Origin of the sequence: Nocardia sp. NBC_01329 (assembly GCF_035956715.1) — a bacterium.
In the GTDB taxonomy this organism is placed as follows: Bacteria; Actinomycetota; Actinomycetes; order Mycobacteriales; family Mycobacteriaceae; genus Nocardia.
In genome coordinates this window covers 1,798,431-1,824,821 of record NZ_CP108381.1, presented here as the reverse complement: position 1 = coordinate 1,824,821, position 26,391 = coordinate 1,798,431, and the positions used below count along the sequence as shown (strand labels likewise).

The following is a 26,391-nucleotide window of genomic DNA, read 5'->3' as shown; positions in this document are numbered from 1 at the left end:
TCAGTCGAACTGGGCCCATTCGGGTTTCCGCTTCGCAACGAACGCGGCCATACCTTCCTGGCCCTCGTTGCTCGCGAACAGTCTGGCCGATTCCTTTTCCATTGTCGCGAGGGCATCGCCGAGTTCCAGATTCCGCGCGACCGGGATCAACTCCTTGGCGGCCCGGAGCGCGTTCGGACCGGCGCCGCGCAGCGCACCGACGATCCCGGCACATGCCGAATCCACGTCGTCGGTGACGATACTGACGAGACCCACCTGCTCGGCGGTGGCGGCATCGAAGCTCTCTCCGGTGAGGAAATATCGAGAGATGCTTCGTGGAGTCATTCGCCGAGTGCACGGTACGGCGATCATCGCGGGCGCCACCCCGATTTTCACCTCGCTGAACGCGAATGTCGCCGTGGCCGGGGCTATCGCGATATCGCCGGCGGCGACGATCCCGAGTCCGCCCGCCCGCGCCGGCCCATTCATTTTGACCACCACCGGGATCGGGCATTCCATGATCAGCCCGAGTACGTCCGCGAACGACGGCAGTCCCGGCTGGTCGAGGGCGACGGTCCGGCTCATCTCTTTCAGGTCCCCGCCCGCGCAGAAGACCGGTCCGGTCCCGGTGATGACCACCGCACGCACCTGCGCGGCGTTCACCGCGGTACTCAGATGGGCGTGCAGTTCCGCCACCAGCCGGCGTGAGAGCGCATTGCGATTGGACGGCGAGTCGAGGGTGACGGTGGCGATCGAAGTATCGACGTCCAGATGCACTAACTCGGTCACAATTGTTCCTTTGTCTATGGGATGCCGGACGGTCAACGAGCCGCCCACTCCGGGCTGCGCTTCTCCAGGAAGGCGGCGATACCTTCTCTTCGGTCTTCACTCAGATAGGGGTTCGGGGGTGCGTCCAGGCGCAGCGCCGCAGCCAGCGGTAGCCCCTGGGCCCTGGTCCCCATGGCCTTGTATCGGCGAATCGTCAACGGCGCGTTCGAGCGTAAGGTCTCGGCGTAGTCACGTGCCGCGCGGTCCAGGGCGGCCGGCGGAACGACCCGGTTGACGAGGTGGACAGCCGATGCCTCCGACGCTCCGATCCTGCGGCCGGTGAACAGCAGATCGTTTGCTACACCCAGCGGCACGATTCGTGGCAGCACGACCGACGCGAAGTTGGCACCGAATCCCCTTGTCACCTCGGGGAACCCGATCGACAGATTATCGGCGGCGATCCGGATATCGGCGGCCAGCGCCAGCTCCGCGCCGCCGCCCAGCGTATGCCCGAAGATCGCCGCGATCACCGGTTTGGCGCATTCGACGATCACCTCGAAAAGGTTGCGTTCCAGCCCGTGCATCGGCAGTGAATCCGCTGTCCCCGGATGCGACAGATCGTTCGCCCGCACCTCGCGCAGGTCACGTCCGACGCAGAACCCCCGGTCACCCTCGGCTCGCAATACCACGACCCAGATATCGTTATCGTGGTGTGCGGCTTCGAAAGCCGAGATGAGCTCACTGATGGTCGCCGAGGTCAGTGCGTTCATCCGGTCCACGTCGGTGAGGGAGATGGTCGCGATCTTGTCCTCGACTGTCACGGTGACGTTGGGACTCATGATTGTTGCCCCGAATTCTCGATACGGGCGTCGAGTGCGACGATTCCCGTCGGGGTGACAACCACGGGATTGAGGTCCACGGAGATCATCTGCCCGTCGACTGCCCGGCCGAGAGCGATGAGAAGTTCGGCCACCTGGGTGAATCGCTCCGGTTCACGATCTTCGAGGAATCTTCCCATCGCGCACCTGCGCAGCGTGTCCCGCGCGGCCGATGCGGTCAGCAACCGGGTGGGACATACCGCCGTATCCCGCAGTTGCTCCGCGGCGCCGCCGCCACTGCCCACCATCACCACCGACCCCACGTGCGGATCGAACACCGTGCCCACAATGAGCGAGGAGGTCGAGAGCACCGCCTTCTCCACCACGACCCCGTTCCCGGCGTCACACAGCTCGGTGAAATGCCGCGCCACGGAATCCTCATCGGTGACCCCGAGACGGACCAGCCCCGCCGCTGCCTTGTGCACGGTGCTCTCGACGTTCGCCTTCAGCACCACCGGATACCCGATCGTCCGGGCTGCCCTCATCGCGGCCTGTCCGTCGTGTACCAGCGCCGCGTCGGCGAACGGCACTCCTATCTCGCTCAGCGCCGATCTCGCGGTCCAGTAATCCACCGCATGATCGGCCACCAGCGCCGCGGCCGGCCGCTCGGGTTCCCGGCCCGGTGCGACGGCTCGGCCTCTCGACCAGGCGCCGATCGCGTCGATCATCCGCGCCGAGCTGGGTAGAACCGGTCCGGCGAATGTCGTCAACCGATCGGCCAGGCCATCGGAGTATCCGGGAATATCCCAGTACGAGATGCCGATCCGGCTCCCGGTCGCGGACAGTCCGTCCAACAGCTGATCGAGCAGCCCCCCTTCGGCGGGGACCGCCTGCGCGTTCAATGCCAGCAGGTATACGTCGTAGTCGTTGAGGGTGATGAAGCCTGTCATGGCGTCCAGGGCATTCTGTTGCCGACCGATCGCCTCCCCGGTCGGATCGAACGGGTTGCCCGCGCCCGCCAGCGTCAGTTTCTCGCCGACCAGTTCGGTGAAGGCCACGGATACCTCGGGCATCGCGATCCCGGCTTCGTCGGCGTGGTCGGCGATCACGGCGCCTTCCCCGCCCGACATACCGATCACGCCGAGAGCGACCCGACTGCAGGGAGGGGCCCCCCAGTGCGTCGCGATCGCGGCGATCTCCCACAGCTGGTCGAGGTCGGCGGCCAGGATGACGCCCAGCGCCTCCATCATCTCCCGCTCGACGGCCCAATTGCCCGCCAGCGACCCGGTGTGGGTGGCGATCGCGGACCTTCCCACCGCACTGCGGCCGGTCCGCAGCAGCACCACCGGCTTGCCCACCCGTGCCGCGGACCGCAGCACACTCTCGTAATCCGCGGGCGCGCCCAGATCCTCGACCAGCATGGCCAGCACGGTGATACGCGGATCGTCGACCGCCACCCGTGCGATATCCCAGACCCCGATATCGGCCTGAACACCGGTGGCGACAGCGAGCCCGACACCGACACCGTGCGATTGCGCCCGGTTGAACACCGCATTGTTCGCGGCGCCCGACTGCGAGATCAGCGCCACCGGTCCGGTACGGAGCCGCGCCGGTTCGAGATGGTTGGTGACCGCGCGCGGCACGAAGTTGTCATTGAGGTTCACCAGCCCGGTCGTCGACGGACCCAGGAGCGGAATCGGATGCTGCGAAAGGAAATCCCGCAACTGCGCGGCCCGTCGCCGGCCCTCCGCGCCGGCCGCGCCCTCGCCGAAGCCCGAGGAGATGACGATCGCCGCGCGGGCTCCCGCGGCCACCGCCTCATCCAGCATCGGCACCACCGAATCGGCCTTCACGACGATCACCGCCTGGTCGATCGGTCCCGGCAGCGAACCGAGGTCCGGGTAGGCCCGGTAGCCGCCGACGACATCCCGCCGCGGGTTGATCGGATACACCTCGCCGGTGTACCCGTGCCGGCGGAGGTTGACGACGGTGCCACCGGTGAAGGCCTCACTGCGATCGTTGGCGCCCACTACCGCGATGCGTCGCGGATTCAGCAACGCACCCATGTCGTACTGCGTAGGTGCGGAATCGGTCTCGACAACGGTCATCGTCCCGCTGGTCCTTCCTGTTTCCAGATCAGCGCTCGCCGGGTGGCGACGGCCAGCAGCCGGTCGATGACGATGCCGACGAGCAATAGCGTGGCGACGGCCGCGAACGTGCCGGCGGAGTTGAACTGGCCGGAGTTGAGCGCGACCAGATGACCCAGGCCCCGGTTCGAGGCCAGGATCTCGGCGACCACCACAGCCACGAGCGCTTGCGGGACAGACAGTTTCAGCCCCGCGGTCACCCACACCAGGGCCGAGGGCAGCCGGACGCGGGTCGCGATGTCCCACTTGCTGCCACCCATCACCCGCATCGCGTCGATCAGGCCGCGATCGACATCCCGGATCCCGTAGTAGGTGTTGTAGAACATGAGGAAGAAGACGACCAATCCGCAGATCGCGAGCTGAAGTGGTCTCCCGATCCCGAACCACATCACGAACAACGGCACCAACGCGAGTTTGGGCAGGCTGTAGATCGAGGTGATGAACGGCTCGAAGATCTCGGCCAGTCGCGGTGAACCGCCGAGGACGTAGCCGACGACGATGGCCGCCGTCCCGCCGAGGGCGAAACCGATAGCTGCCGACAGGAATGTGCTGGACGCGTTGTACCACAGGGTTCCATCGCCCACCCAGCGCAGCCAGACCTGCGCGATCTCGCTGGGCCGGCTGATGAAGAACTCGTCGATGACGCGTCCCGAGGCGAGCTCCCACAGCGCCAGCACTCCGATGACGAGGGCGAGCCGGATCGTCGGCACAGTCCATCGTGATCGTTTCTTCGGCGTGGCTGCGGATTCGACCGGCACTCGGCCGACTCCGTCCCCGGCCGGGGCAGCAGCGCCCTGGAGGTCGGCGCCCGCCACCCCGATTCCTCGTGTCCTTTTCTCCAGCAAGCTCATGACGCTGCCCTCGACATCGTTCGAGCCGCACCCAGCGCGTCGTGCACCACTTTTTCCAGCCGCACGAACTCGGGGTCGAAGCGCAGGGCCTCCACATCCCGGTCGGGGCCGAACGGCACGAGGTGCTCGGAAATCGGCGCCGCGGGCCTGCCGCCCAATACGACGACGCGATCGGACAGCAATACGGCCTCATAGATGTCATGGGTGATGAACAGCACCGCTTGCCCGGTCTCGGCCACCGTCCGCCGCAGTTCCCGGTGCATCTGTGTCCGCAACTGCGCATCGAGCGCGGCGAACGGCTCGTCCATCAGCAGGAGCGCGGGCTCGTAGATCATGCTGCGCGCCAACAGCGCCCGCCTCTTCATTCCGCCCGAGAGCTGAGCCGGGAACTTGTCCGCCGCGTCCACCAGGTCCAGCAACTTCACCAGCGCGCCGACCTTCTCGCGAATCGAGGCCTTGGCGACTCCGCGTAGTCTGAGCGGCATCGCGATGTTGTCCTGCACAGTCCGCCACGGCAACAGCGTGTCGCCCTGCGTCATATAGCCGACATCGGTATTCACTGTGCGAATCGCTCTGCCCCGATAGACAACTCGCCCGCCGCGCACCGGCATGAGACCGGCGACCGCGTTCAGGATCGTGGACTTCCCGCATCCGGACGGGCCGATCACGCTGACGAACTCGTTCGCGGCCATGTCCATACTGGTCTCGGCGATCACGTCGGGACCGTCGCCGAAACCCATCCGGATGCCGGACAGTTCCAGCAGAGTTTCGCTGCCCACTACCGCGCTCCCTGGTAGACGGAGTCGGCATAGTCCAGCGTGTATTTCTTGTCGCCGGTCGTCATGAAGTCCAGAATGGCGCCGAACTGCGCTTCGGTGACCAGCCCGTCGACGGGGTAGGCGTGCTGAGCCTGTTCCCACGCCAGGTCGAAAACCTTGCCGTCGAGGTCGGGGAACCAGTTCTGCCGCAGCAATGTCCCCGCGGCCCCGGGGTCGTTCGCAATGGACTTCTCGACGTCGACAACGGTGTCGAACATGGCGCGGACCAGGTCCGGCTTGTTCGCGAGGGTCTTCTTGGAGGTGACCATCACCATGCCGATCTGGTGTCCGAGCAGCTCGTCCACATCGCCCCGAGCCGTCGACAGCCACATCTGGGCCTCGCCGGAGGCGATATTGGCCTCGATGACTCCGGCGCCGTAGAAGCCGCCGTCGAAACGGCCCTGCTTCACCCCGCCGACGATCGCGGACGGATCCTGGACGCCGATGATCTCCACGTCCTTGTCCGGATCCAGACCACCATCGGCGACGATCTTCCGGAGCATCGTATTGTTCCCCGACCCCTCCGGCGAGGTCGCGATCTTCAAACCCTCGAGTGCCTTGATGCGCTCGAGCACCGGCGACTCCGCGGAGACGCCAGTACGCTCCGACACATCGTTTCGCAGGCCCAGGATCGACGCGTACCGGAGCGCACTCGCAACGATGACCAGGTCGCCGCCCTCCTGGATCGAGTCGATCGCGGTGGTCGCCGCGGGGAATGCGAAATCGGCATCGCCCGAGAGCACCGCGGCCACCATATTGCTACTGGAGGTGCCCGTACCCTGATAGGTCACGTCGAGGCCGTGCGCCTTGCCGGCATCCATCGAGTCGATGAGTTGGGGGACGGTGTAGCTCATCGATGCGCCGCCGCCGACGGCCGTCGCCGAGAGCAGTCCGCCCGCCGCGCCCTCACCCGAAGATTTCTCGGGGGATACGCATCCCGCGATAACGGTGGTCGTGAGCACGGCCGCACAGAGCATCGTGAGGAGTTTGCTGGATCTGTTCATGAGTTGGACCTTCTCGAGAAGTGCTGTCTAGCGGTGGAGCTCGGAGACGAGGGTTTTCGGTGCCTCGACGCGGCAGGCTCGGAGGTATTCGCCGAGGCCCTTGGCCTGGCTGTCCAGCCGCAGTGAGGAGATCGCACCGCCGCCGAGAAGCCCGCGGATGACGAAGTTGACCGCCATCAGGTTCGGCAACTCGACGCGGTCGATGGACAGGTCGTCGGCCTCGGGCAGGAGCCGGCGCAGATGCGGGACGGTCAGCCGGTCCCGTAACCACGGCCATACCTGACTGTCGCGTGCCCACACCCCGATATTCGCGTCACCGCCCTTGTCCCCGGACCGAGCGTGGGCGAGCGCGCCCAGACGAACCTCCACGAGGTTGTCGTCACCGTCGGCGGCCGGCTCGGTCGGCGCGTCGAACTCTTCCGCGTAAGCGCGCGTCACCGCCGGTGGCTCGATCGCCACGACGCTGCCGTCATCGGCGATGACCTGATGGTCCGGGATCCCCTGGTCGATATAGATGGCTCGGTAGGCGCCGCGCCGGATCGCCTTACCGGGCGGCGCGGTGAGGTAGATCCCGGGAAAGCTGGCCAGGGCCATTTCGACGATCGCGCTGGAAAACGATCGGCCGACAGCGGCCTCGTCGGTCCCCTGCACCACCACGCGGAGGAATCCGGTGGCCTCGTTCTGGCTCGTGGGCGCTTGCGCCTCACAGCCGATCAGCTCGACACGTACCGCCGAGATCCCGGCGACACCGGTGAGAGCCGCACGCACACCCTGTTCCAGAACCTGACGTTTGGCCGCGAAGTCCATGCCGGTGACGCCGATGAGCATGGAGTTCTCCCAGTCCCCCTCGCCGGTCATCGCGACCTTGGTGGTCGGCGGCGGCGGCGCTCCCACGGTGCCGGACACCGTCACAGCATCGATTCCGGTCTGCTCCAGCGCGATCGTGCTCAGATCCGCCACGACATCGGGATTGGCATACCACCGCCCCTGCACCTCGTAAACCAGCTGCGCTGTCACGGTATCGACCGAGACACGGCCGCCCGATGGTTCCGGTTTCGAGACGACCACCGTGCCGTCGCCGGCGATGTCGGCGACGGGAAACGCGAGGTCCGACAGCGCTGCGCTGTCGAATCCGGAGAAGTTACCGCCGGTGACCTGCGTCCCGCACTCGATGAGATGGCCCGCGATCAGCGCACCGGCCAGCGGATCCCACGCGTCCCGGCTCCACCCGTGCCACCAGGCGGCGGCGCCGACCACCAGCGACGCATCCGCCACGCGGCCGCAGACAACTATTCGCGCCCCGTCCGCCAGCGCCCGGGTGATACCCCAGCCGCCGAGGTAGGCGTTGGCGGTCACCGGGCGGAAGTCATCGAAGCGCGTCACCGCGTCAGACCCGGCAACCCGATCCAGCACATCGTCGCCGGCGACCGTGGCGACCGGAATCGGGTGTCCCCCGGCCTGCGCCATCTCACGAACCGCCGCGGCCAGAGCCTGGGGGTGGAGGCCCCCGGCATTGACCACGATCCGCGCATCGCCGCCGGCGAACTCGGCGAGTACCGGCCGCAACTGGGCGAGGAAGCCGGCGGCGTATCCGGCACCGGGATTCCGGTCGCGCTGCTTCGCCAGCACGCTCATGGTGACCTCCGCGAGGTAGTCACCGGTGAGGACATCCGCCTCCGCGGTCCTGATCATCTGGGCCAAGGCGCTGGCACGGTCACCGAAGAAGCCGGAGAAGTTGGCGATTCGGATGGGTCTCATCGACGATTCCTTACGTATATACGTAGTGGAACTTGTATATATCGAACAGTAAGTGACGTAGACCACGCCGTCAATACCGATTCCCGGGCACGAACCGAACCGCAGCGGGTGACGAACCGGCCGACGACAGACGGCTCGCGAGATTCAGCGGTGACGAGAGCCGGGCAGGGCTCGCACGAGATCGCCGGACGAACTACAGGCCGGGCAAGGCAGAACACCTGCGCAGCACAAGGTATGAGCCGGGGCCGACCATGCCGAAGCCCGGTCGCTGCCTTAGCATCGACTAAATGAAACTCGAAAAAATCGCCATCACGGGCGCACTCGCACTTGCCATTGCCTCCGCCGTCGCGCCTACCGCGTCATCGTTTCCGACCGGATCGGCGGGAACAGGTGACGGTCGCGAAATCGTGATCATCGACAACAACCTGGAGATCAGCGACCTGAACAACTGCTGGGCCAGCGGATTTCCGCGCGATATTCGTTTCGATAACCGCAGTTCGCGGGACTTCCTGGTGTACCCGTCGGCGGACTGCTCCGGTGCGCCCAGCGCGGTGGTCGCGCCGCATACAATCGCGACTTTCCACGGCTGGTCGGCCAGGGCTGCCGCATAACCCCGAACCGGAATCCCGAATTCCGGTTCCGACGCGGATACAGCCCTGGAGAGGGCCCTCGGAGCCACAGCGATAATCGGTCGAACATCGTCTCCACCGATCGCTGGGCATGAGGCTGCCGCCGCGCGTGCCAACGGCGCCGGAACCATGTGGTTCCGGCGCCGTTATCAGTCGAGCACAACCGATGCGCGGTATTCGAGTTTGCCGACAGATTCTTCGGAGTAGTAGACGGTGATCGACGGCCATGGGCCGTCGACGGTGATCTCGTTGTGCAAGAACAGGTCCTGCACTGCCACGTCGCCGAGGCTTTCGATCGAGGCGGCCACTCCACCACACCGAATGCGGAGTGCAGCAACCGTTGCCCTACCGCCTACGATTCCGACGCCCGGCCGATCGCGTCCACTGTTCCGCGCAGCTGAGAGCGGTCCGGGTCGTCGAGGTCCACGACCGTATCCGCGAGGCGCTCGATCACCGCGCTCTGGTGGCTGATCACCACCAGGGCCAACCCGGTTCGGCGTAGTCGATCGAGCAGGTCGAGGACGATCCGCTGGGACTCTGCGTCGAGAGAGGCGGTGATCTCGTCGCAGACCAGCAGCCTGGGGCCCGCCGCCAGGGCACGTGCGATGGCGGCCCGCTGTTGCTGCCCGCCGGAGAGCTCGCCCGGCCGGCGCCCGGCAAGCGCGGGATCCAGGCCGACCTCTGTCAGCAGCCGGGCTGTCTCCCGGTCCGCCGGCGCGGAATCCATCCCGCGCAGCAGTCGCAGCGGACGACTCACCTGGCTCCCGATGCGGTGGGCCGGGTTGAGGGCGGTGGCCGGATTCTGCGGGATCAACTGCACCGCACGACAGTGACCGGCCGAACGCTCGTCGATCCGCGACGGCAGCACACTGCCGTCCAGCCGGATCGTTCCGCTCGCCGGGGAATGCAGCCCGATCAGGGCCCGGGCGACGGTGGTCTTGCCCGCGCCCGAGCGGCCGGTGAGCGCGAGACATGAACCGGGTGCCACGGTGAAGGAAATAGCGTCGATGACCGATCGCGACCGGTATGCGACCGACAGGGCTTCCACCCGCAGGATCGGTTCTGTCTCGGGCCGCGAGGGTTTCGTGAGCCGCGGCGCGGCCGGATCCGGCTCCGTGCTCTCCCACGAGGCGTAGGAGAGGACCCGGCCCTCGTCGAGTTCGAGTACATCGTCGATCAGTGGTGCGACACCGGCCAGGTCGTGGGTGATGATCAGGAACGCGGTGGCCGATTCCCGGCGCACCCGGGCGAGCATTTCGACGAGATCGGTGCGAGCCCGAACGTCGAGCCCGGTCGTCGGCTCGTCGAACACGACCAGCGCCGGGTCGTCGACCAGCGCCATGGCGAGCAGGACCCGCTGTTGTTGCCCGCCGGACAGTTCGTGCGGGAACCGGCGGCGGAACTCGCGGCCGGTGGGCAGACCGACTCGGCGCAGTGCTGCCGCCACCCCGTTCCCGCCGCGCGCGGACCGGCGCAACCGGATGATCTCATCGATCGAGGTGCCGATCCGTAGGGCGGGGTTGAGTCCGGTAGCGGGGTCCTGCGGCACGAATCCGACCGCCCGGCGGTTGCTGTCGGTGTGGCCGATACCGACAGTGCCCGCCGCCGACAGGCCGGGCGGCAATGCACCCAGCACGGCCGAAGCGAAGGTCGTTTTCCCGGCGCCGGACGGCCCGATGACCGCCAAGCCCCGCCCAGGCACCAACCGCACCGAAACGTCATGGAGCAGCGTACGACCCGCACGGGTTCGCACCGTGAGATGCTCGACCCGCAGACCTTCCTCGGCGCCGGATTCCGGCGCAGCGGTGGCGGCACGGGGGCGCCGGCAGCCGATCGCTGTGTCGCTGAACATATTCACCGACACCACGAACACCATGATCAACAGCGCCGGCGCGAGCACCGCCCAGGGTTGCATGCCGAATCCGGAACGATTTTCGGTGATCATCAACGCCCAGTCCGGTGACGGCGGCCGCATACCCAGTCCGAGGAAGCCACCGACCGCCACAATGGAGATCACCCCGGACAGCCGCACTCCGGCATCGGCCAGCACCACCGACCGCAGGTTGGGCAGTATCTCGACCACCGCGACCCACCACAGCGGTTCACCCCGGGCCCGCGCCGACTCCACATAGCCCGCACCGGCCATATCGTGCACCGCGGTGCGCACTATTCGGACGATCCAGGGCACCGAGGCCAGGGACGCCGTCAGCAGTACCGCGGCCGGCCCGGCGCCGAGGGCGGTGGCGATCACGGCGAGAAGCAGAAACCACGGTACGACCACGACCGCGTCCACCGGCCGCGTGATCCACGAGTCCATCCGCGGTCGCAGTCCGGCGATCAAGCCCAGGCTCAGACCCAGCGAGTAGGCGATCACGAGCGCTATCGCCGAGATCGCCAGTAGTGACCAGCCCCCGTGCAATACGCGCGACAGCACATCACGACCGACCAGATCGGTGCCCAGCGGATACGCCGGGCTCGGCGGCCGGAACGGCGGGCCGACCGGTGCGGTCGGCGAATACGGCGCGAACAGTGGACCGAAAACGACCACACCCAGCACTCCCGCCAGGACCAGCGACCACCACGCTTTCCTCACCACCGGCCCTCCCCCACCACGGCCCGGGCCCGCGGGCTGACCATCAGGGCGAACATATCCGCGAGCACGTGGATGCCGATCCCGAATGCGGCCAGCAGGACGGCGGCGGACTGGACGAACGGATAGTCCCGCGCCGAGATCGCGATCAGCAACTCCTTCGACACTCCTGGATAGGAGAACAGCGTTTCCACGACGGCGATGCCGCCGACCAAGCCCACTACCGAGCCCGCGAGTGGGTGGACGGAGGCGGAGACGGCGTTGGGGGCGGCGTGCCGCAGGATCAACCGGATCCCGCCGACACCGTTCAGCCGGGCGGTCCGGATGTACTCGGAGGCCATGACTCCAGCGGTTTGCGCCCGAACCATCCGCGCCGGGTGCGGCGACAAACCCAGGAGCAGACAGGCCACCGGCAGGACCAGAACCTGCGGCCGGTCCCAGACACTGGTACCTGCGGGAATCAGCGAAACCGCGGGCAGCAGCCGCAGGGACAATGCGATCACGGCGACCAGCAGTACGCCGAGGACGAACGAAGGTACCGCTTCGAGGGCCAGTGCCGCGACGCTGATCACCCGATCGGTCCGGGAGCCCGCCCGCGACCCGGCCAGTAGCCCCAGGCCGAGCGCCAGCGGGATCAGCAGCACGATGGTGAGCACCGCCAGCGCGGCACTGTTCGCGAGACGGTCGAACAGTACGTCGTCCACCGGACGACCCGAGATCAGCGATTTTCCGAGATCGCCGCGCAGGAATCCGGACACCCATTCGGCGAACCGGATCGGCGCGGGCCTGTCCAGTCCCAGCTCCGCCCGCAGGGCCGCCAATTGCTCCGGCGACGGATCACCTGCTCCTTGCCGGGTCAGGATCACCACCGCCGCATCCGAATCCAGCAGTTCGAAGAGCCCGAAAACGAGTACGGTGACGATGATCAGCACACCCGCCCCGGCAGCTGCTCGCCGTAGGAAATAGCGCAGCACGCCGGCCCTCAGCCGCGCGCCGCTAGCCAGGTGGTGGCGTAGTTCGCCCAATCGTCGGTACCCGGGACCCCGGCCCGCATTCCTCCGACATTGTTGCGTGCGGCGTCGGGCCGCTTGGCGAAGCTGTGCAGGATGTAGCCGCCCTCCTGCCACAGTTCTTCCTGCAGTTCGAAATACAACCCGCGGCGGCGGTCGGGGTCCATCGCGGCCCGTGCCGCCGCGAATTTCGCGTCCCAGGCCGGTCGCCGCCATCCGGTGCCGTTGCTCGGTGACGAACCGGTGCCGGTCTGGCCGTAGAAATAGTCGAGACTGTAGTTCCACCAGCCGATATGGGTCAGCGGGCGTTTGCCGGTGACCTGCGAGAAGTAGGTGTCGGCCGGGGTGGATTCGAGCCGGATGGTGATCCCGGCGGCCTTGGCCTGCTCGGCGAACAAGGTCGCCGACTCGACCATCCCCGGCATACCGTCGGCGGTCGGCAGGGTGACCTCGAGGTTCGCTTTCCCGGCGGCGCGCAGGAGTTCGCGGGCCCGCTGTGGATCGTAGGGGCGCTGCGGGAGGGTGTCGTTGTAGAAAGGCGCGCCTTTGCCGTAGATGTCGTTGCCTACCTCCCCGTAGCCGTAGTAGACGGAATCGACCATCGCCTGCCGGTCCACGGCCAGCCGCATCGCCTGCCGGACGCGCACATCGTCGAACGGCGGCAGGTCCACGCGCATCTGGAAAGCGCCCATCAACCCTTCCGGCGGCACGATCACCATCGCGGTGGGATCGCTCTCCAAGTTCCGGGCCTGCAGATAGCTCAACTCGTGCACCACATCCGCCTCACCGGACAGGAAGGCGTTCATTCGTGCCTCGGTCTCGGCGATCTGGATGATCTCGACCTCGTCCAGGTGGGTCCGCCCATCCCAGTAGCGGTCGTTGCGGCGCAGCACGGTGCGGTCCCCAGGAGACCAGGAGGCCAACGCGAACGGACCGGTCCCCACCGACAGCGTGCGCTCGTCGATGGTGGCGGTGCCGTTTTTGACGATGTAGCAGTACCATCCCGCGAGCACCGAACCGAAATCCGCGATCGGTGTCTGCATCGCCACCACAACCGTCAGATCACCGTCGGCTTTCGTTCGCGCCATATCGACCATGGCGAGATCACCGGAGGACGACCTGGCGGGATCGAGCATCCGCTCGAAACTCCACAGCACATCACGGGAGGTCAGCGGCGAACCGTCGCTGAAGACCACTCCGGGCCGCAGCTGGATCCGCCAGACGCTGCCGTCGGCATTCGGTTCCAGCGAACGTGCGAGCCGGTATCGCAGGGTGAGATCGTTGTTGTACGCGACCAATCTGTCCCAGACATTCTTCGACACCGCGCCACCGGCCGAACTTCCGGCCTCATGCGGATCGAGCACATCGGCGATCGCCGAACGGCCCGCGATCACCGACCGCAGCCGGCCACCCGGTTGCGGCGGGCCGGTCGGCGGACCGGAAGGCGCACCGGTGCCACAGGCTGTCAGTATCGGAACGCCGCCCAGAGCCGTGAGCCCGAGCAGCCCTGCCGTCCCGGTCAGCATTCGCCGACGGCCGATACCGGATCGGCCCGTTGTCAAGTTGTCCATAGCCATCCTCGTGGGTGTATCCCGAAACCGCGGCGCAGGTGTCCTGGCTCCCGGATCGACGCATCTCCACCGGCCTTCCGACCCGGGTAGGTCGTGGCCACGCATGGCGGATCGCTCCTCGGTGACAGTTGCGGGACAGCCCCGGATTCACACCGGTGTTCCCTGCACCGCGAATGACGTTACCGGGATCTCATCCCCCCGTCGTGACCCACTCGCGCAGAGGGGAATCGAGGGATCCCGCTCGTCAGCCCCTCATCGACGCGTTACCGCAGCTCGCGACAAGGGCTGGAGTCGAGGTATCAGGCCACGACCGGGCGCTGGGAGACGCCAACGTATTCGCTCAGCGGCCGGATCAGTGCGTTGGATTCGCCCTGTTCGATGATGTGAGCGGTCCAGCCGGTGATACGGCTCATCACGAAAACAGGAGTGAACACCTCGATATCGAACCCCAGCAGGTGGTAGGCGGGCCCGGTGGGGAAATCGAGATTGGGCGCGATCCCGGTGGCCTCGTCCATGGTTCGCTCGAGTGCCTCGTACATCTGCACCCACTTCTGCCCGTCGGTGACCGCGGCGATGTCCAGGAACGCTTTCTTCATGGTGGGCACCCGGGAGTCACCGTTCTTGTAGACCCGGTGGCCGAAACCCATCACCTTTTCCTTCTTCGCCAGCTTCTCGCGCAGCCACGCCTCGGCCAGGCCGGGGTCGCCGATCTCGAGCATATGGTGCATGACGGCCTCGTTGGCTCCGCCGTGCAGCGACCCCTTGAGCGCACCGATGGCGGCGGTGACCGCGCTGTAGATATCCGACAGGGTCGAGGTGACCACCCGGGCAGCGAACGTGGAGGCGTTGAAACTGTGCTCGGCGTACAGGATCAACGACACCTCGAACGCCTTCACCAGTTCCGGTGCCGGCACCGTACCGAAGCACATATCGAGGAAGTTCTCGGCGTAACCCATATGAGAGTGGGGCGCGATCGGATCGAGGCCACGGCGGCGGCGGTGATCGGCCGCGACGATGGTCGGCAGGACCGCGAACATCCGCAACGACTTGGCACGGTTGGCCTCGGCCGAATTATCGTCCTCGGCGGGATCTTCGGCGCCGAGATAGCTGATCGCCGTCCGGACCACATCCATCGGATGACAGGTGTCGGGCATTTTCGCCACCAGTGAGAGCAGCGACCGGTCGGCGCGGCGCGAGGCCCGTTCTTGCTGCTGGAACCGCTCGAGTTCGGTGTCGGTCGGCAGCTCGCCGTACCAGAGCAGGTAGGCCACCTGCTCGAAACTGCAATGGGCCGCCAGATCCTGCACCGCATAGCCGCGATAGGTCAGCGAGTTCGTTTCCGGCACCACCTTCGAGATCGCGGTGGTGTCGACGACGACGCCTGCCAGACCCTTGTAGATGGTCGGTATCGCGATGTCCGTCATCACTGGTTCCTTCCCAACGTGAAATCGAATACATCGGAATCGAATTCGTTGTAGCGCTCGTACCGCAACAGCTCGTAGAGGCGACTGCGCGGCTGCATTCGATCCAGCAGGCCGGATTGCGTTCCCTCCGCGTAGATCTCACGCAACCCCGCCTCGGCGGCGTACATCGCCAGCCGGAGGGTGGAGACCGGATAGATGACCGCGTTGTAGCCGATCGATTCCAGCGTGGCGGCCGGGACGAGTTCGGACTTACCGAACTCGGTCATATTGGCCAGCAGCGGAGTCGAGACAGCGGCGCGGAACTTCTCGAACTCCGCTGGTGTGTACAACGCTTCGGTGAAGATCAGATCAGCGCCCGCGTCGGCATAGGCTTTCGCCCGCTCGATCGCGGCCTCGATTCCTTCGATCCCGGCGGCGTCGGTACGCGCGCAGATCACGAAGTTCGGGTCACGACGGGCCGATACCGCCGCACGCAGCCGACGGAGCATCTCCTCGGTGGGCACCACGGCCTTGCCGTCCAGATGACCGCACCGCTTCGGATTCACCTGATCCTCGAGGTGGCAGCCGGCGATCCCGGCGTCTTCGAGGACGGTGACCGTGCGGGCCGCGCTCATCGGTTCACCGAATCCGGTGTCGGCGTCGATGAGTACCGGCAGGTCGGTGACGCGCGCGATCTGGTGACCGCGCCCCGACACCTCGGTGAGCGTGGTCAACCCGATATCCGGTAATCCCAGATCGGCGGCGAGCACCGCACCGGAGACGTAGACGCCCTCGAACCCGATCTCCTGGATCAGCTCGGCCACCAGCGGGTTGAACGCGCCGGGGAACCGCTGGATCTTTCCGGATCCCAGTCCGGTACGGAAGGCCGACCGCTTGTCGGCAGCGGAGGTCGAGGCTGCGAGCAGGCCGGTCATCAGAACAGTCCCTTCGGGGAACGGGGCGCGCGAGCGAGCACATCCGCCGAGACGGTGAAAGTGAGTTCCGGCAACTGACCGGCCGACAGCTCGCTCGCGCGCTGGACCACCTCGAGGAAGCGGTCCTGCTCGGCCTGATCGACAACCCCCTCGGCGAGAGTGCGGAATTTGGCGATGTACTGGTCGCGGGCGAATGGGCGTGCGCCCAGCGGGTGCGCATCCGCGATCGCGAGTTCATCGACGATCATCTCACCGCTCTTCAGCGTGACCTCAGCACGCGCGCCGAATGCCTTCTCGCCCGGATCGGTCGAGTGATACCGGCGGGTCCACTCCGGGTCCTCGGCGGTGGAGATCTTGCGCCACAACTCGACGGTGTCCGGTCGCTGCGCGCGCTCGGGCGCATAGGAGCGCTCGTGGTGCCAGGTGCCGTCCTGTAGGGCGACCGCGAAGATATAGGGCACCGAGTGGTCGAGGGTTTCTCGCGACGCCGTCGGATCGAACTTCTGCGGATCGTTCGAACCGGTACCGATCACCACATGGGTGTGGTGGCTGGTGTACAGCACGATGGAGGCGATCTGATCCTGATCCAGGTCGCCGATCCGATCACGCAGGCGACGGGCCAGGTCGATCGGGGCCTGACTTTGATACTCCGCCGAATGCTCCTTGGTGTAGGAATCCAGAATCGCGCGCTTGGCCTCGCCGGGGCCCGGCAGCGGCACCGAGTACTCGGCCTTCGGGCCCCCCAACAACCAGGCGATCACACCGTCCTCGCCCTCCCAGATCGGCGACGGCGCACCTTCGCCGCGCAGCGCCCGGTCCACTGCCTCGACCGCCATCTTTCCGGCGAACGCCGGGGCGTATGCCTTCCAGCTCGAGATCTCACCCTTGCGGGACTGACGGGTCGCGGTGGTGGTGTGCAGGGCCTGCCCGATCGCCTGATAGATGGTCTCGGTATCGAGCCCGAGCAGGGTTCCGATGCCGGCGGCGGCGGACGGGCCGAGGTGGGCGACATGATCGATCTTGTGCTCGTGCAGGCAGATCGCGCGCACCAGGTCGATGTGGATCTCGTAGCCGGTCGCCAGCCCACGGATCAGATCCCGGCCACTACGGCCGGTGTGCTGCGCTACCGCCAGGATCGGGGGGATGTTGTCGCCCGGATGTGAATACTCAGCAGCCAGGAAGGTGTCGTGGAAATCGAGTTCACGCACCGCGACACCGTTGGCCCACGCCGCCCATTCCGGGGAGAACCGGCCGTCGACACCGAAAACGGTCGCGCCCGGCTGATAGGGGTGCGCCAGCGCCTGGGCGCGAGCATTGGCGACCGGGCGCCGGGTCAGCGAGGCCGCGGCGACAGCCGCGTTGTCGATGATCCGGTTGACGATCATCTCCTCGGTTTCCGCGGCGACAGCCACCGGGTCGGTCGCCACCTCCGCGATCCGCCACGCCAGATGCTGCTCACGGGGAAAATGTTCCGCCGAGCGGTGGGTACGGACGAGATGATTCTTCACAGTCCTTGGCCTCCAGGGGATCGATGCATTGCGCTCGGTTCGGACGCTACCTACGCGGCAGAGCTGTGGAAATCCGTCGCAAAGAGCGAATTTTGTGGAGACTGACCTGCAAAGTTGCGGAATCTGTGGAGGCAGTGCCGGGACAGTATCGGAATCGGCGCGCGAGCGGACGCGCGTTCTCGATGTCACCCCGGATTCCTTCTCCGACGGAGGCGATCGCACGGGGACGACAGACACTGACTCGCTCGCCCGGTATCCGCCGGTCAGTCGGTCGATGCGGGTGCGTACGGGGTATTCGCCGGGCGGTTCTCATCGGCGGCAAGCGGACGTCCGATCTGGGGGAAGGCGCGCTGCGCGCACGCGGTGCGTTCGCAGACCCGGCACCCTGCGCCGATAGGAACAGCCGCGGCCGCATCGTGGATCGGAAGGCCGTGAGAATAGACAAGTTTATCGGCGAAGGCGAGGTCACATCCGAGACCGACAGCGAAATCCCGCGAAGGAGACAGATATCCGGGATTGCTCTCTCCGGTGGTGCGCGCCGACCACAGATAAGTACGTCCGTCGGGCATCTCCGCGATCTGCGTGCGAATCCGGCCCGGAGTGGCGAAAGCATCGTGCACCACCCACAGCGGACAACTGCCACCCGTACGGGAGAAATGGAAAGCAGTGGCGGACTGCCGTTTCGAGATATTGCCCGCACGATCTGTACGGACGAAGAAGAACGGCACACCGCGCTGCCCGCGCCGCTGCAGCGTCGACAGACGATGACACACTGTTTCGAAACCTACCTCGAATTGCGCGGCGAGCAAGTCGATGTCGTAACGCAACGCCTCCGCCGCGCCGAGAAACAGCCCGTACGGCAGAACGAGCGCGCCCGCGAAGTAATTGGCCAGCCCGATACGCAGCAGCCGCCGCGACTCCGCCGGCAGCGCCTCGGTCTCGGCGAGCAGAGCCTCGATCACCTCGGCCTGACTGAGGAACGCCAACTGAGTCGCCAACTGAAACGCGCGCTGCCCGGCGGTGAGGCGCCGCGCGAGCGTGAGCCTGCGCGCTCCCGGATCGTAGATCCTCTTGGGCCCGGGCCGCACCGGATCCTCCGACCGGATTCGCACCCCCACCCCGTGCTCGTCGCGCAGTAGTCGCGCCAGCTGCAGATCCAGACCGCCGATACTCAACCCGCTCGCGGCGAAGAGATCCTCGGCGGCGGCGTCGAGTGCGGGGATATGGTTGCGCCGGTCGTAGAAATAGTCGCGGACATCTTCATACGGCATCGCGGTGCGCAGATCCGGCATCGGACCGTCGAGCCCAGCAGTGAACTGCTCGAGCTGCCCGTTGGCCGCGCGCAGACGCCGGTGCTGCCTGATCAGCAACCGCGCCGCCGACGGCACTCGCGAAAGCAAATCATCCAGCTCGCTGCCGCTCACCGAAGCAGATTCGGGGTCCTCGGTGAACACCTCATGCAGATCTGCCAGCAACCGAGCATCGGTCTCCGGCGCGAAGAACCCCACCTCCAAGTCGAATGTCGATGTCAGACGCATCAGCACCGGCACCGTTAGCGGGCGCTGATCGTTCTCCAGCTGATTGACATAGCTCAGCGACAACCCGAGCGCCTTGGCCAGACCGGATTGCGACAGGCTCCGCTGCTCACGCAAGGCACGAAGTCGGCCACCGGCATACATCTTCTCCACAGCCAGGTTCCTTTCCGAGATCGGCACTCGCTCGCCCACGCGAAACCGCAACCGTCCTGTCCGCACCGGCCGTGCGGAGGCCGGCGATGGCCGGTGACCTCGAAGCATCAGCACGGACCTGAGCCGCAACCCGCATGCGGGAAATCGGCGTACCGCCCGATCCACGAGGCGACGACCGCCGGACACGTCGTGTCCGGCACAACCGGCAGGTCTTCGGACTCATGGGCACCGACCTCGATCGGTCGACTCGGGATCGGAAACACTCCCCGAGCTGGTACTACCACGCCATCGCTTCCCAGGACACAACCCAGTGCATGTGACGGCGGTCGCTCCCACTCACCGCTGCGGGACAGTTCCGGATTCCCACCGGATTCCCTCTCACCATCCGCTCGAAATCACCCGACCTCGAGTGGAAGGCTTCGACATCTCGCGCCATCACTGAAGCGCAAGACGAACCAGCTGCGCTCGCCAGAATATCCCTGCTGCGAAACACCGACCCAACAGGGCCGCAGCGCCACAACGCGCCAGGACCGGGTCGGCGCCCGGAAGCTACCGGAGCTCACCGGCATCCGGTGCCGCCGCAGAGTCCGACACCGCTTACCCGGCCCTGCCTCGAAGCAGCGAGGTGTTCTCGATGAGTCGCACGACCGAGGCCGGTGATCGAGAACACCGGCCTCCCTCGTGGGCTCGAATGCTAGTGTGACCAGGCGCTGGTTGCCGCTCGTCCCCGGACGGGCGGCTCGCAAGAGGGAATCCGGTGAGAATCCGGAGCTGCCCCGCAGCGGTATGTGGAAACGACCGCGGTCATCAGCACTGGGCGCCCGGCCCGGGAAGCGACCGCCAGTAGGCGACGCCTTCCAGCGTCATGTCCACGAGTCCGAAGACCTGCCCGCGTGGTCGCGCCGACGGCGCGGTCTTCGGTCGACTCCGAGGGAGCGGTTGACGAGATATGGGTCGTAAGGCGCTCTCCTCTGCGCACATCTGTTTCGAGACAGTGCGGGTAGAGCTGGATCGATGAGAACTGTCGAGAGGCGCCGACCGGCGGTCGCCGTGCTCGCCGCCGGTTTGATCGCGGCGCTCGCGTTGGTCTCCGTGCTGGCATTGGCGCTGGGTGCGGCGCACATTCCCTGGCGTGACACGGTCTGGTTCCTATGGGCCGAACTCACCGGCGCGACGGTGGTCGCCGGCGATATCGCCGACTATCGGATCGTCGTCGATTCGCGTCTGCCTCGCGTGTTGCTGGCGGCTCTGGTCGGGGGCGGTCTCGGCGGAGTCGGGTTGCTGGTGCAGGCGATGGTTCGTAACGCTCTCGCCGACCCTTATGTCCTCGGTATCTCCTCCGGTGCGTCGGTGGGCGCCACCGCAGTCGTACTCTTCGGGGCCTTCGGCGCGTTGGGGATCTACGCATTGTCGACGGCGGCCTTCGCCGGGGCGCTGGGCGCGACTGTGCTGGTCTATCTGATGGCGCGCTCGGCCGCCGGGCTGGTACCGCTGCGACTGGTGCTCACCGGTACCGCCATCGGCTACGGGTTCTCCGCCGCGACGACGGTGCTGGTGTTCATGGCCCCGCACGGCGATGCCGCCCGTTCAGTGATGTTCTGGCTGCTCGGAAGCCTGGCGGGGGCCACCTGGCAGATGGTGCCCCTCGTCGCCGCGGTCACCGTGATCGGACTGGTGGTGATCGCCGTGTACGCGCGACACCTCAACGCGCTGTCGATGGGAGACGAGGTCGGCGCCGCACTGGGGATGAACGCTGCCAGGTTCCGGCTGTCCCTGTTCGTGGTCTCCGCCGCGATGACAGGCTGTTTCGTCGCGGTATGCGGGGCGATCGGCTTCGTCGGACTGGTGGTTCCCCATATCGCCAGACTGCTGGTGGGCGCCGACCACCGGCGCCTCACCATCGTGACACCGCTGCTGGGCGCGGTGTTCCTGGTGACCGCGGACCTGTTGGCGCGCACGCTCATCCCACCGCAGGAATTACCGCTGGGCGCGATCACCGCAGCGGTGGGCGTTCCCGTATTCGTGCTGTTGATGCGCCGTCGCGGCGCACTGGTGGAGCACGGCTGATGCGGGTCGACTACGAGGATGTCACCGTCGAGTTCGACGGCACGACGGTTGTCGAGGCGGTGACCCTGGCCGCCGCGCCGGGGCAGTTCATCGGCATTGTGGGCCCGAACGGCAGCGGTAAGTCCACCCTGCTGCGCTGCCTCTACCGGGCACTGTCACCGACAGCGGGACGAATCCTGGTCGACGATAGGGATGTCTCGACGATCAGTATGCGGGAGAACGCCCGTCAGGTAGCGGCGCTGACCCAGGATACGAACACCCCGTTCGACTTCACCGCCGCCGAGGTCGTCGCCACCGGGCGTCTGCCGCATACCGCGCTGCTGCGCGGGACGCAGCGACACGATCGGGAGATCTGCTCCGCGGCGATGGCCACGGCCGATATCGGTCATCTCGCGGCGCGCGGATTCCTGACTCTGTCCGGCGGTGAGCGCCAACGGGTTCTGATCGCGCGGGCGCTCGCCCAGCAGCCGCGAGTTCTGGTCCTGGACGAGCCGACCAATCACCTCGACGTCCATCACCAGTACAGCGTGCTGTCCGCGGCGCGAGGTCTGGGCATCACTGTGGTCGCGGCGCTGCACGACCTCAACCTGGCCGCCCAGCATTGCGACCGGATCTTCGTCCTGTACAGGGGCCGGCTCGTTTGTTCGGGCCCCCCGGATGAGGTGATCACCGCAGAGGTGATCACCCGTTGGTTCTCGATCGGCGGCCATATCGTCAGCCATCCCCGGCTGGGCGTCCCGCAGATCATCTTCGATCAGAAGGAACGATAGATGAGACCATCCCGGCTGATCACGGCCGTCGCTGTCGGGTGCGCGATTGTCACGACAGCGTGCGGCGCCGACGTGCAGGAGGCGCCGAAGGGCGCGGTCGGCGCGTCGGTGACGGTGACCAACTGTGACGCTCCGCTCACCATCGACGGTATTCCCGAGCGGGTTGTCACCAACGACACCGGGATCACCGAGATGATGCTGGCCCTCGGCCTGGCCGACCGGCTGGTGGGCTACGCCAGCCACCCCGGTAAAGAACGCGATATCGCCACTTCTCCGTGGAAGGGCGACTTCGAACGCGTACCGACACTCGGTGACGCCTTCACCCGCGAAGTCGTCCAGGCCGCGGCCCCCGATTTCGTCTTCGCCGGCTGGAACTACGGGTTCAAGGAGTCCACGGGTCTCACCCCGGACTGGGTGCGCTCGATCGGCGCGGTGCCCTATCAGTTGACCGAGGCCTGCCGGCAACCCGGAACGAAGCGCCGCGGGGTGATGGAACCGCTCGACGCCCTGTATACGGACCTGACCAACCTCGGCGAGATATTCGACGTGCGCGACGAGGCGGACGAACTTATCTCCCGATACCGTGACCAGGTCGCCGCAGCCGCGGACGGCGCACCTGCCGGACAGGAACCGGCCCGCGTTTTTCTGTTCGACAGCGCGACACCGGAACCGTTCACCTCGGGCCGTACCGCCGCGCCGTCACAAATCATCCGTGAGGCCGGTGGCACCAATATCTTCGACGATCTCAACGACTCGTGGACCACGACCTCATGGGAAGCCGCGGCACAGCGGGATCCACAGGCGATCGTGATCGTCGACTACGGCGCCGGCCCGGAGAACTCGGTGCAGGCGAAGATCGACCATTTGCGCGCACAACCACTGATGGCCGGTACGACCGCTGTCCGCGAGAACAACATCATCGCGTTGCCCTACGCCGCACTGGTCGAAAGCCCACGCAACCCACAGGCTGTCGTCACAGTCGCCGATTTCCTCCGCTCCAGCGGCTACTGACCACGACGAACGCCGCTGCCGTGAGGCCGGCCCCTGCCGCGAGTCTTCCGGCCCTCGATGCAGCATCCGACCACGACGACACCCGTAGTGACTTCACAGGTGCCGATCAATTGTCCGATGGCGCCGTCGAGGAGCTCGGCTTGCCGGACGAAGGTGTTCTCTTCCTCGTCGAATGGGTCGCTGTCGCCGTATCCGGGGCGGTCGAGGGCGATCCCGCTTTCCCTTCGAGTCGTTTCGAGAGCTGATACGCGGACTCGACCAGGCGGGTCCCCAATTCCGGCAAGCGAGTGCCGTCGAAGCGTGATTCGACGCCGGTGAGGCTCAAGGCCCACGCAGGCTGACCGGCCCGGTCGAATACCGCGGCGCCGACACCCCAGCTGCCCTCGACGATCAGGCCCGGATTCAGCGCGTACCCGTTCTGCCGAGTTACCGCGATCCGCTCACGGATCGCGTCTGCTCGATGCCCGGGACCCCAGGGCCCGAGTTCTGTTCGGCAAAAGAACGCGTCGACCTCCGCGGGAGTGAGATGGCTGAGTATCGCCAGCCCGGCCGAGGCGACCCCCAGCGGAAACCGGCGCCCTTCCCGTAGCACATGCGAACGCAGCGGGAAGCTGCCCTCGCGCTCGAGCAGGCAGACGGTTTCATCGCCGCGGCGAGCCGACAAGAACGCGCTCTCACCCGTGGATCGCGCCAACTCGTCCAGTACGTCCTGGGCATAGCCGGTGATGTCGTATCTGCTCGCCGCCACCGATCCGAGCAGGTACAGCTCCGGGCCGAGGAACCAGCGCCCGCTGCGCGGATCACGGTCGACGAGGCCTTCCTCCGCAAGGGATCCGAGCAGACGGTGCGCGGTCGGCCGGGGTATACCGGCGGCTCGCGCGAGATCGCTGGTCGCGCCGCCCGAGGGTCCCATCCCTCCGACTTCCCGGAGCAAGGCGGCGACCTTGGCCACCAAACCGGTCGACTCCACCACCGCTCTCATCGGCCACTGTCGGCGACAGCGTCCATTGAGTGGACACCACTCGTCTGCTTGTTCATCGTCCGAGCAACTCCATCCGCACTATTGCGTCTCTGACATCGACATTATTTCATCATCATCAGAATACGAATCGTCCATCCAGCAAACGGACAGGGGTCATACTGTGACGGTATACGAATCCGCCGCCTCGGCTGTCGCCGATATCTCGTCTGGTGCGACGCTCGCGGTCGGCGGTTTCGGGTTGTGCGGCATCCCCGATGCCCTGATCGCGGCGATCGCCGAAGGTGAGGCGTCGGGGCTCGAGGTGTTCTCGAACAATTGCGGTGTCGACGACTACGGACTGGGAATCTTGTTGTCGGCCGGCCGGATCACTCGGGTGACGGCGTCCTACGTCGGGGAGAACAAGGAGTTCGCGCGCCAGTATCTCGCCGGTGAGCTCGAGGTCGAGCTGACGCCGCAGGGCACGCTCGCCGAGCGCCTGCGGGCCGGCGGAGCGGGTATCCCCGCGTTCTACACCCCGGCGGGCGTCGGGACGCCGATCAGCGACGGTGGGCTGCCCTGGCGTTATGCGCCGGACGGATCGGTCGTGGCGGCGTCACCGCCGAAGGAGGTCCGCGAGTTCGGCGGCCGTCGCTATGTGCTCGAAACCGGGATCGTCGCCGATTTCGCCCTCGTCCACGCCGTCACCGGCGACACCGAAGGCAATCTGGTGTTCGAGAAATCCGCGCTGAACTTCAACCCGCTCGCGGCAATGGCCGGTCGAGTGACGATCGCGCAAGTCGAGAATCTGGTCGAACCGGGCGAGCTCGACCCGGCGCACGTACAACTGCCGGGCGTGTTCGTACAGCGGGTGGTGCACACAGGGGCGCAGGACAAGCGGATCGAGAAGCGCACAGTGCGCCAGGAGGCGGCGGCATGAGCTGGTCACGCAACGATATGGCGGCACGCGCGGCTCGGGAACTGTCGCCGGGCGAATACGTCAATCTGGGAATCGGTTTGCCGACATTGATCCCGAACCATCTACCCGACGGTGTGCGCGTGGTGTTGCACAGCGAGAACGGCATCCTCGGTACGGGCCCGTACCCGGCCGACGACGCAGTCGATCCGGATCTGATCAATGCCGGCAAGGAAACCGTCACGGTCGATCCAGGTGCGGCCTACTTCGATTCGGCGTTGTCGTTCGCGATGATTCGCGGCGGCCACATCGGCACCGCAGTGCTGGGCGGTATGCAGGTCTCGCGGCTAGGGGATCTCGCGAACTGGATGGTGCCCGGCAAAATGGTCAAGGGTATGGGCGGAGCGATGGACCTCGTGCACGGCGCCCGCCGGGTGATCGTGCTGATGGAACACACCGCCCGGGACGGCTCCCCCAAGATCGTCGACTCCTGCACGCTGCCCCTCACCGGTCGAGGTGTAGTCCAGCGCGTGATCACCGATATCGCGGTCCTCGACATCGAAGGCGGCCTGGTGATATTGCGCGAAACCGCACCCGAAGTCAGCGTCGATCGGGTCCTCGCGGCGACCGGCACCGAGGTCGAGGTAGCCCTCGCGACCTAGACACCGCGTAGGGGCAGCCTTTACCGGCTCTGTCCGCACAGTGGTCGAGGGTCGCTGTCGCCGAGCTCTTCACCGAACGAGTGACAGAAATCGGGACCGGCCCTCGACCGGGCAGGATGTCGATCGACAACGCGAGATCGGCACGACCTCGGCCGGTCGCTGCCTGCCCCCCGACGAGATCGAGGTGCTGCTGAGCAAACCCCGGAACCTGTTGGGTGTCGACGATACCGGCAGTACGCGACCGTTGCGATGAACGGGGCGGGGTCGGCCGAGGAACTGCGGTCTTCACACCGCGCATCCTGCAGCTGTGCCATACCGGTGAAATGGACCGGCCCGATATCGAGATCGTGTACGACCATCTGCGGTGCGCGGGGTGGAAGTCATGGCCGGAGGCGGGTGCTATCGCCGAGCTGATGGACGCGCTGTGGGCCGGGTTCTCACCCGGTATCCGAAATCGAGCGATCCAGATGAACTGTTGTGCGCGTTCGGGAGAGCCGCGGGCAGCGGCGCTCCGAATTTGGTGAATTGGT

General features: G+C 66.5%; 22 protein-coding genes and 3 riboswitches. Of the genes, 6 read left to right on the top strand and 16 right to left on the bottom strand.

The window, feature by feature from the left end; translation table 11 throughout:
* From OG405_RS08525 to OG405_RS08495, 7 genes are read right to left on the bottom strand one after another with little or no spacing between them, the layout of a single operon-like run.
* Positions 1-768 (bottom strand): enoyl-CoA hydratase-related protein, encoded by a 768-nt coding sequence (locus OG405_RS08525; protein ID WP_327151075.1) that lies wholly within the window; start codon positions 766-768, stop codon positions 1-3.
* 32 nt (positions 769-800) lie between these two features.
* Positions 801-1,586, bottom strand: a complete 786-nt coding sequence (locus OG405_RS08520; RefSeq protein WP_327151074.1) for an enoyl-CoA hydratase/isomerase family protein — start codon at positions 1,584-1,586, stop codon at positions 801-803.
* Positions 1,583-3,673: an acetate--CoA ligase family protein gene (locus OG405_RS08515; protein WP_327151073.1), complete on the bottom strand. Its 2,091-nt coding sequence runs from the start codon at positions 3,671-3,673 to the stop codon at positions 1,583-1,585. Before OG405_RS08515 ends, OG405_RS08520 begins: the two co-directional genes overlap by 4 nt.
* Positions 3,670-4,563: an ABC transporter permease gene (locus tag OG405_RS08510; protein WP_327151072.1), complete on the bottom strand. Its 894-nt coding sequence runs from the start codon at positions 4,561-4,563 to the stop codon at positions 3,670-3,672. Before OG405_RS08510 ends, OG405_RS08515 begins: the two co-directional genes overlap by 4 nt.
* Complete coding sequence (locus OG405_RS08505; RefSeq protein WP_327151071.1) at positions 4,560-5,342, bottom strand: ABC transporter ATP-binding protein; 783 nt, start codon at positions 5,340-5,342, stop codon at positions 4,560-4,562. The genes OG405_RS08510 and OG405_RS08505 overlap by 4 nt, the downstream gene beginning before the upstream one ends.
* On the bottom strand, positions 5,342-6,385 hold the full coding sequence (locus OG405_RS08500) for an ABC transporter substrate-binding protein (protein WP_327151070.1): 1,044 nt from the start codon (positions 6,383-6,385) through the stop codon (positions 5,342-5,344). Before OG405_RS08500 ends, OG405_RS08505 begins: the two co-directional genes overlap by 1 nt.
* A gap of 27 nt (positions 6,386-6,412) precedes the next feature.
* Positions 6,413-8,143 (bottom strand): acyclic terpene utilization AtuA family protein, encoded by a 1,731-nt coding sequence (locus tag OG405_RS08495; protein ID WP_327151069.1) that lies wholly within the window; start codon positions 8,141-8,143, stop codon positions 6,413-6,415.
* A 287-nt stretch (positions 8,144-8,430) separates the two neighbouring features.
* Here OG405_RS08495 and OG405_RS08490 point away from each other — a divergent pair, with 287 nt between their 5' ends.
* Positions 8,431-8,754 (top strand): hypothetical protein, encoded by a 324-nt coding sequence (locus OG405_RS08490; protein WP_327151068.1) that lies wholly within the window; start codon positions 8,431-8,433, stop codon positions 8,752-8,754.
* 167 nt (positions 8,755-8,921) lie between these two features.
* Here OG405_RS08490 and OG405_RS08485 read toward each other — a convergent pair whose 3' ends face one another.
* The 8 genes from OG405_RS08485 to OG405_RS08450 form a co-directional block, all read right to left on the bottom strand.
* Positions 8,922-9,050, bottom strand: coding sequence for a hypothetical protein (locus tag OG405_RS08485; protein ID WP_327151067.1), 129 nt, complete (start codon positions 9,048-9,050; stop codon positions 8,922-8,924).
* 74 nt (positions 9,051-9,124) lie between these two features.
* The gene (locus tag OG405_RS08480) at positions 9,125-11,368 is read right to left on the bottom strand and encodes an ABC transporter ATP-binding protein/permease (RefSeq protein WP_327151066.1); all 2,244 of its coding nucleotides are present in this window, start codon (positions 11,366-11,368) and stop codon (positions 9,125-9,127) included.
* On the bottom strand, positions 11,362-12,336 hold the full coding sequence (locus OG405_RS08475; RefSeq protein ID WP_327151065.1) for an ABC transporter permease: 975 nt from the start codon (positions 12,334-12,336) through the stop codon (positions 11,362-11,364). Before OG405_RS08475 ends, OG405_RS08480 begins: the two co-directional genes overlap by 7 nt.
* A gap of 8 nt (positions 12,337-12,344) precedes the next feature.
* Entirely contained in the window at positions 12,345-13,943 is a 1,599-nt protein-coding gene (locus OG405_RS08470) for an ABC transporter substrate-binding protein (RefSeq protein WP_327151064.1), read from the bottom strand.
* A gap of 14 nt (positions 13,944-13,957) precedes the next feature.
* Positions 13,958-14,145: riboswitch (cobalamin riboswitch) on the bottom strand.
* 97 nt (positions 14,146-14,242) lie between these two features.
* The gene (locus tag OG405_RS08465) at positions 14,243-15,367 is read right to left on the bottom strand and encodes a bifunctional 2-methylcitrate synthase/citrate synthase (protein WP_327151063.1); all 1,125 of its coding nucleotides are present in this window, start codon (positions 15,365-15,367) and stop codon (positions 14,243-14,245) included.
* Complete coding sequence (prpB, locus tag OG405_RS08460) at positions 15,367-16,281, bottom strand: methylisocitrate lyase (RefSeq protein WP_327151062.1); 915 nt, start codon at positions 16,279-16,281, stop codon at positions 15,367-15,369. The genes OG405_RS08465 and prpB overlap by 1 nt, the downstream gene beginning before the upstream one ends.
* Positions 16,281-17,789 (bottom strand): 2-methylcitrate dehydratase PrpD, encoded by a 1,509-nt coding sequence (prpD, locus tag OG405_RS08455; RefSeq protein WP_327151061.1) that lies wholly within the window; start codon positions 17,787-17,789, stop codon positions 16,281-16,283. The genes prpB and prpD overlap by 1 nt, the downstream gene beginning before the upstream one ends.
* Positions 17,790-18,052: 263 nt before the next feature.
* Positions 18,053-19,477 (bottom strand): short-chain fatty acyl-CoA regulator family protein, encoded by a 1,425-nt coding sequence (locus OG405_RS08450; RefSeq protein ID WP_327151060.1) that lies wholly within the window; start codon positions 19,475-19,477, stop codon positions 18,053-18,055.
* Between the two features lie 187 nt (positions 19,478-19,664).
* Positions 19,665-19,900: riboswitch (cobalamin riboswitch) on the bottom strand.
* Positions 19,901-20,169: 269 nt separating this feature from the next.
* Positions 20,170-20,384, top strand: a riboswitch (cobalamin riboswitch).
* 107 nt (positions 20,385-20,491) lie between these two features.
* Here OG405_RS08450 and OG405_RS08445 point away from each other — a divergent pair.
* Genes OG405_RS08445 through OG405_RS08435 form a run of 3 tightly spaced genes read left to right on the top strand, consistent with a single transcriptional unit; the run spans position 20,492 to position 23,325 of the window.
* Entirely contained in the window at positions 20,492-21,544 is a 1,053-nt protein-coding gene (locus tag OG405_RS08445) for a FecCD family ABC transporter permease (RefSeq protein ID WP_327151059.1), read from the top strand.
* Positions 21,544-22,314, top strand: coding sequence for an ABC transporter ATP-binding protein (locus OG405_RS08440; RefSeq protein ID WP_327151058.1), 771 nt, complete (start codon positions 21,544-21,546; stop codon positions 22,312-22,314). The genes OG405_RS08445 and OG405_RS08440 overlap by 1 nt, the downstream gene beginning before the upstream one ends.
* Positions 22,315-23,325, top strand: coding sequence for an ABC transporter substrate-binding protein (locus OG405_RS08435; RefSeq protein ID WP_327151057.1), 1,011 nt, complete (start codon positions 22,315-22,317; stop codon positions 23,323-23,325). It begins immediately after the preceding gene.
* A gap of 106 nt (positions 23,326-23,431) precedes the next feature.
* On the opposite strand, the gene OG405_RS08430 is transcribed toward OG405_RS08435, so the two are convergent.
* Complete coding sequence (locus OG405_RS08430) at positions 23,432-24,307, bottom strand: IclR family transcriptional regulator (RefSeq protein ID WP_442790679.1); 876 nt, start codon at positions 24,305-24,307, stop codon at positions 23,432-23,434.
* A 160-nt stretch (positions 24,308-24,467) separates the two neighbouring features.
* Here OG405_RS08430 and OG405_RS08425 point away from each other — a divergent pair, with 160 nt between their 5' ends.
* Entirely contained in the window at positions 24,468-25,223 is a 756-nt protein-coding gene (locus OG405_RS08425; RefSeq protein ID WP_327151056.1) for a CoA transferase subunit A, read from the top strand.
* The gene (locus OG405_RS08420; RefSeq protein ID WP_327151055.1) at positions 25,220-25,861 is read left to right on the top strand and encodes a 3-oxoacid CoA-transferase subunit B; all 642 of its coding nucleotides are present in this window, start codon (positions 25,220-25,222) and stop codon (positions 25,859-25,861) included. The genes OG405_RS08425 and OG405_RS08420 overlap by 4 nt, the downstream gene beginning before the upstream one ends.
* Positions 25,862-26,391 lie beyond the last annotated feature (530 nt).

What these genes read in the sequence shown, in the direction of transcription:
- OG405_RS08520 (WP_327151074.1), bottom strand. Translation starts at nt 1,586, where the DNA reads ATGAGTCCCAACGTCACCGTGACAGTCGAGGACAAGATCGCGACCATC.
- OG405_RS08515 (WP_327151073.1), bottom strand. Translation starts at nt 3,673, where the DNA reads ATGACCGTTGTCGAGACCGATTCCGCACCTACGCAGTACGACATGGGT.
- OG405_RS08510 (WP_327151072.1), bottom strand. Translation starts at nt 4,563, where the DNA reads ATGAGCTTGCTGGAGAAAAGGACACGAGGAATCGGGGTGGCGGGCGCC.
- OG405_RS08500 (WP_327151070.1), bottom strand. Translation starts at nt 6,385, where the DNA reads ATGAACAGATCCAGCAAACTCCTCACGATGCTCTGTGCGGCCGTGCTC.
- OG405_RS08495 (WP_327151069.1), bottom strand. Translation starts at nt 8,143, where the DNA reads ATGAGACCCATCCGAATCGCCAACTTCTCCGGCTTCTTCGGTGACCGT.
- OG405_RS08490 (WP_327151068.1), top strand. Translation starts at nt 8,431, where the DNA reads ATGAAACTCGAAAAAATCGCCATCACGGGCGCACTCGCACTTGCCATT.
- OG405_RS08470 (WP_327151064.1), bottom strand. Translation starts at nt 13,943, where the DNA reads ATGGACAACTTGACAACGGGCCGATCCGGTATCGGCCGTCGGCGAATG.
- OG405_RS08465 (WP_327151063.1), bottom strand. Translation starts at nt 15,367, where the DNA reads ATGACGGACATCGCGATACCGACCATCTACAAGGGTCTGGCAGGCGTC.
- prpB (WP_327151062.1), bottom strand. Translation starts at nt 16,281, where the DNA reads ATGACCGGCCTGCTCGCAGCCTCGACCTCCGCTGCCGACAAGCGGTCG.
- OG405_RS08445 (WP_327151059.1), top strand. Translation starts at nt 20,492, where the DNA reads ATGAGAACTGTCGAGAGGCGCCGACCGGCGGTCGCCGTGCTCGCCGCC.
- OG405_RS08440 (WP_327151058.1), top strand. Translation starts at nt 21,544, where the DNA reads ATGCGGGTCGACTACGAGGATGTCACCGTCGAGTTCGACGGCACGACG.
- OG405_RS08435 (WP_327151057.1), top strand. Translation starts at nt 22,315, where the DNA reads ATGAGACCATCCCGGCTGATCACGGCCGTCGCTGTCGGGTGCGCGATT.
- OG405_RS08430 (WP_442790679.1), bottom strand. Translation starts at nt 24,307, where the DNA reads ATGAGAGCGGTGGTGGAGTCGACCGGTTTGGTGGCCAAGGTCGCCGCC.
- OG405_RS08420 (WP_327151055.1), top strand. Translation starts at nt 25,220, where the DNA reads ATGAGCTGGTCACGCAACGATATGGCGGCACGCGCGGCTCGGGAACTG.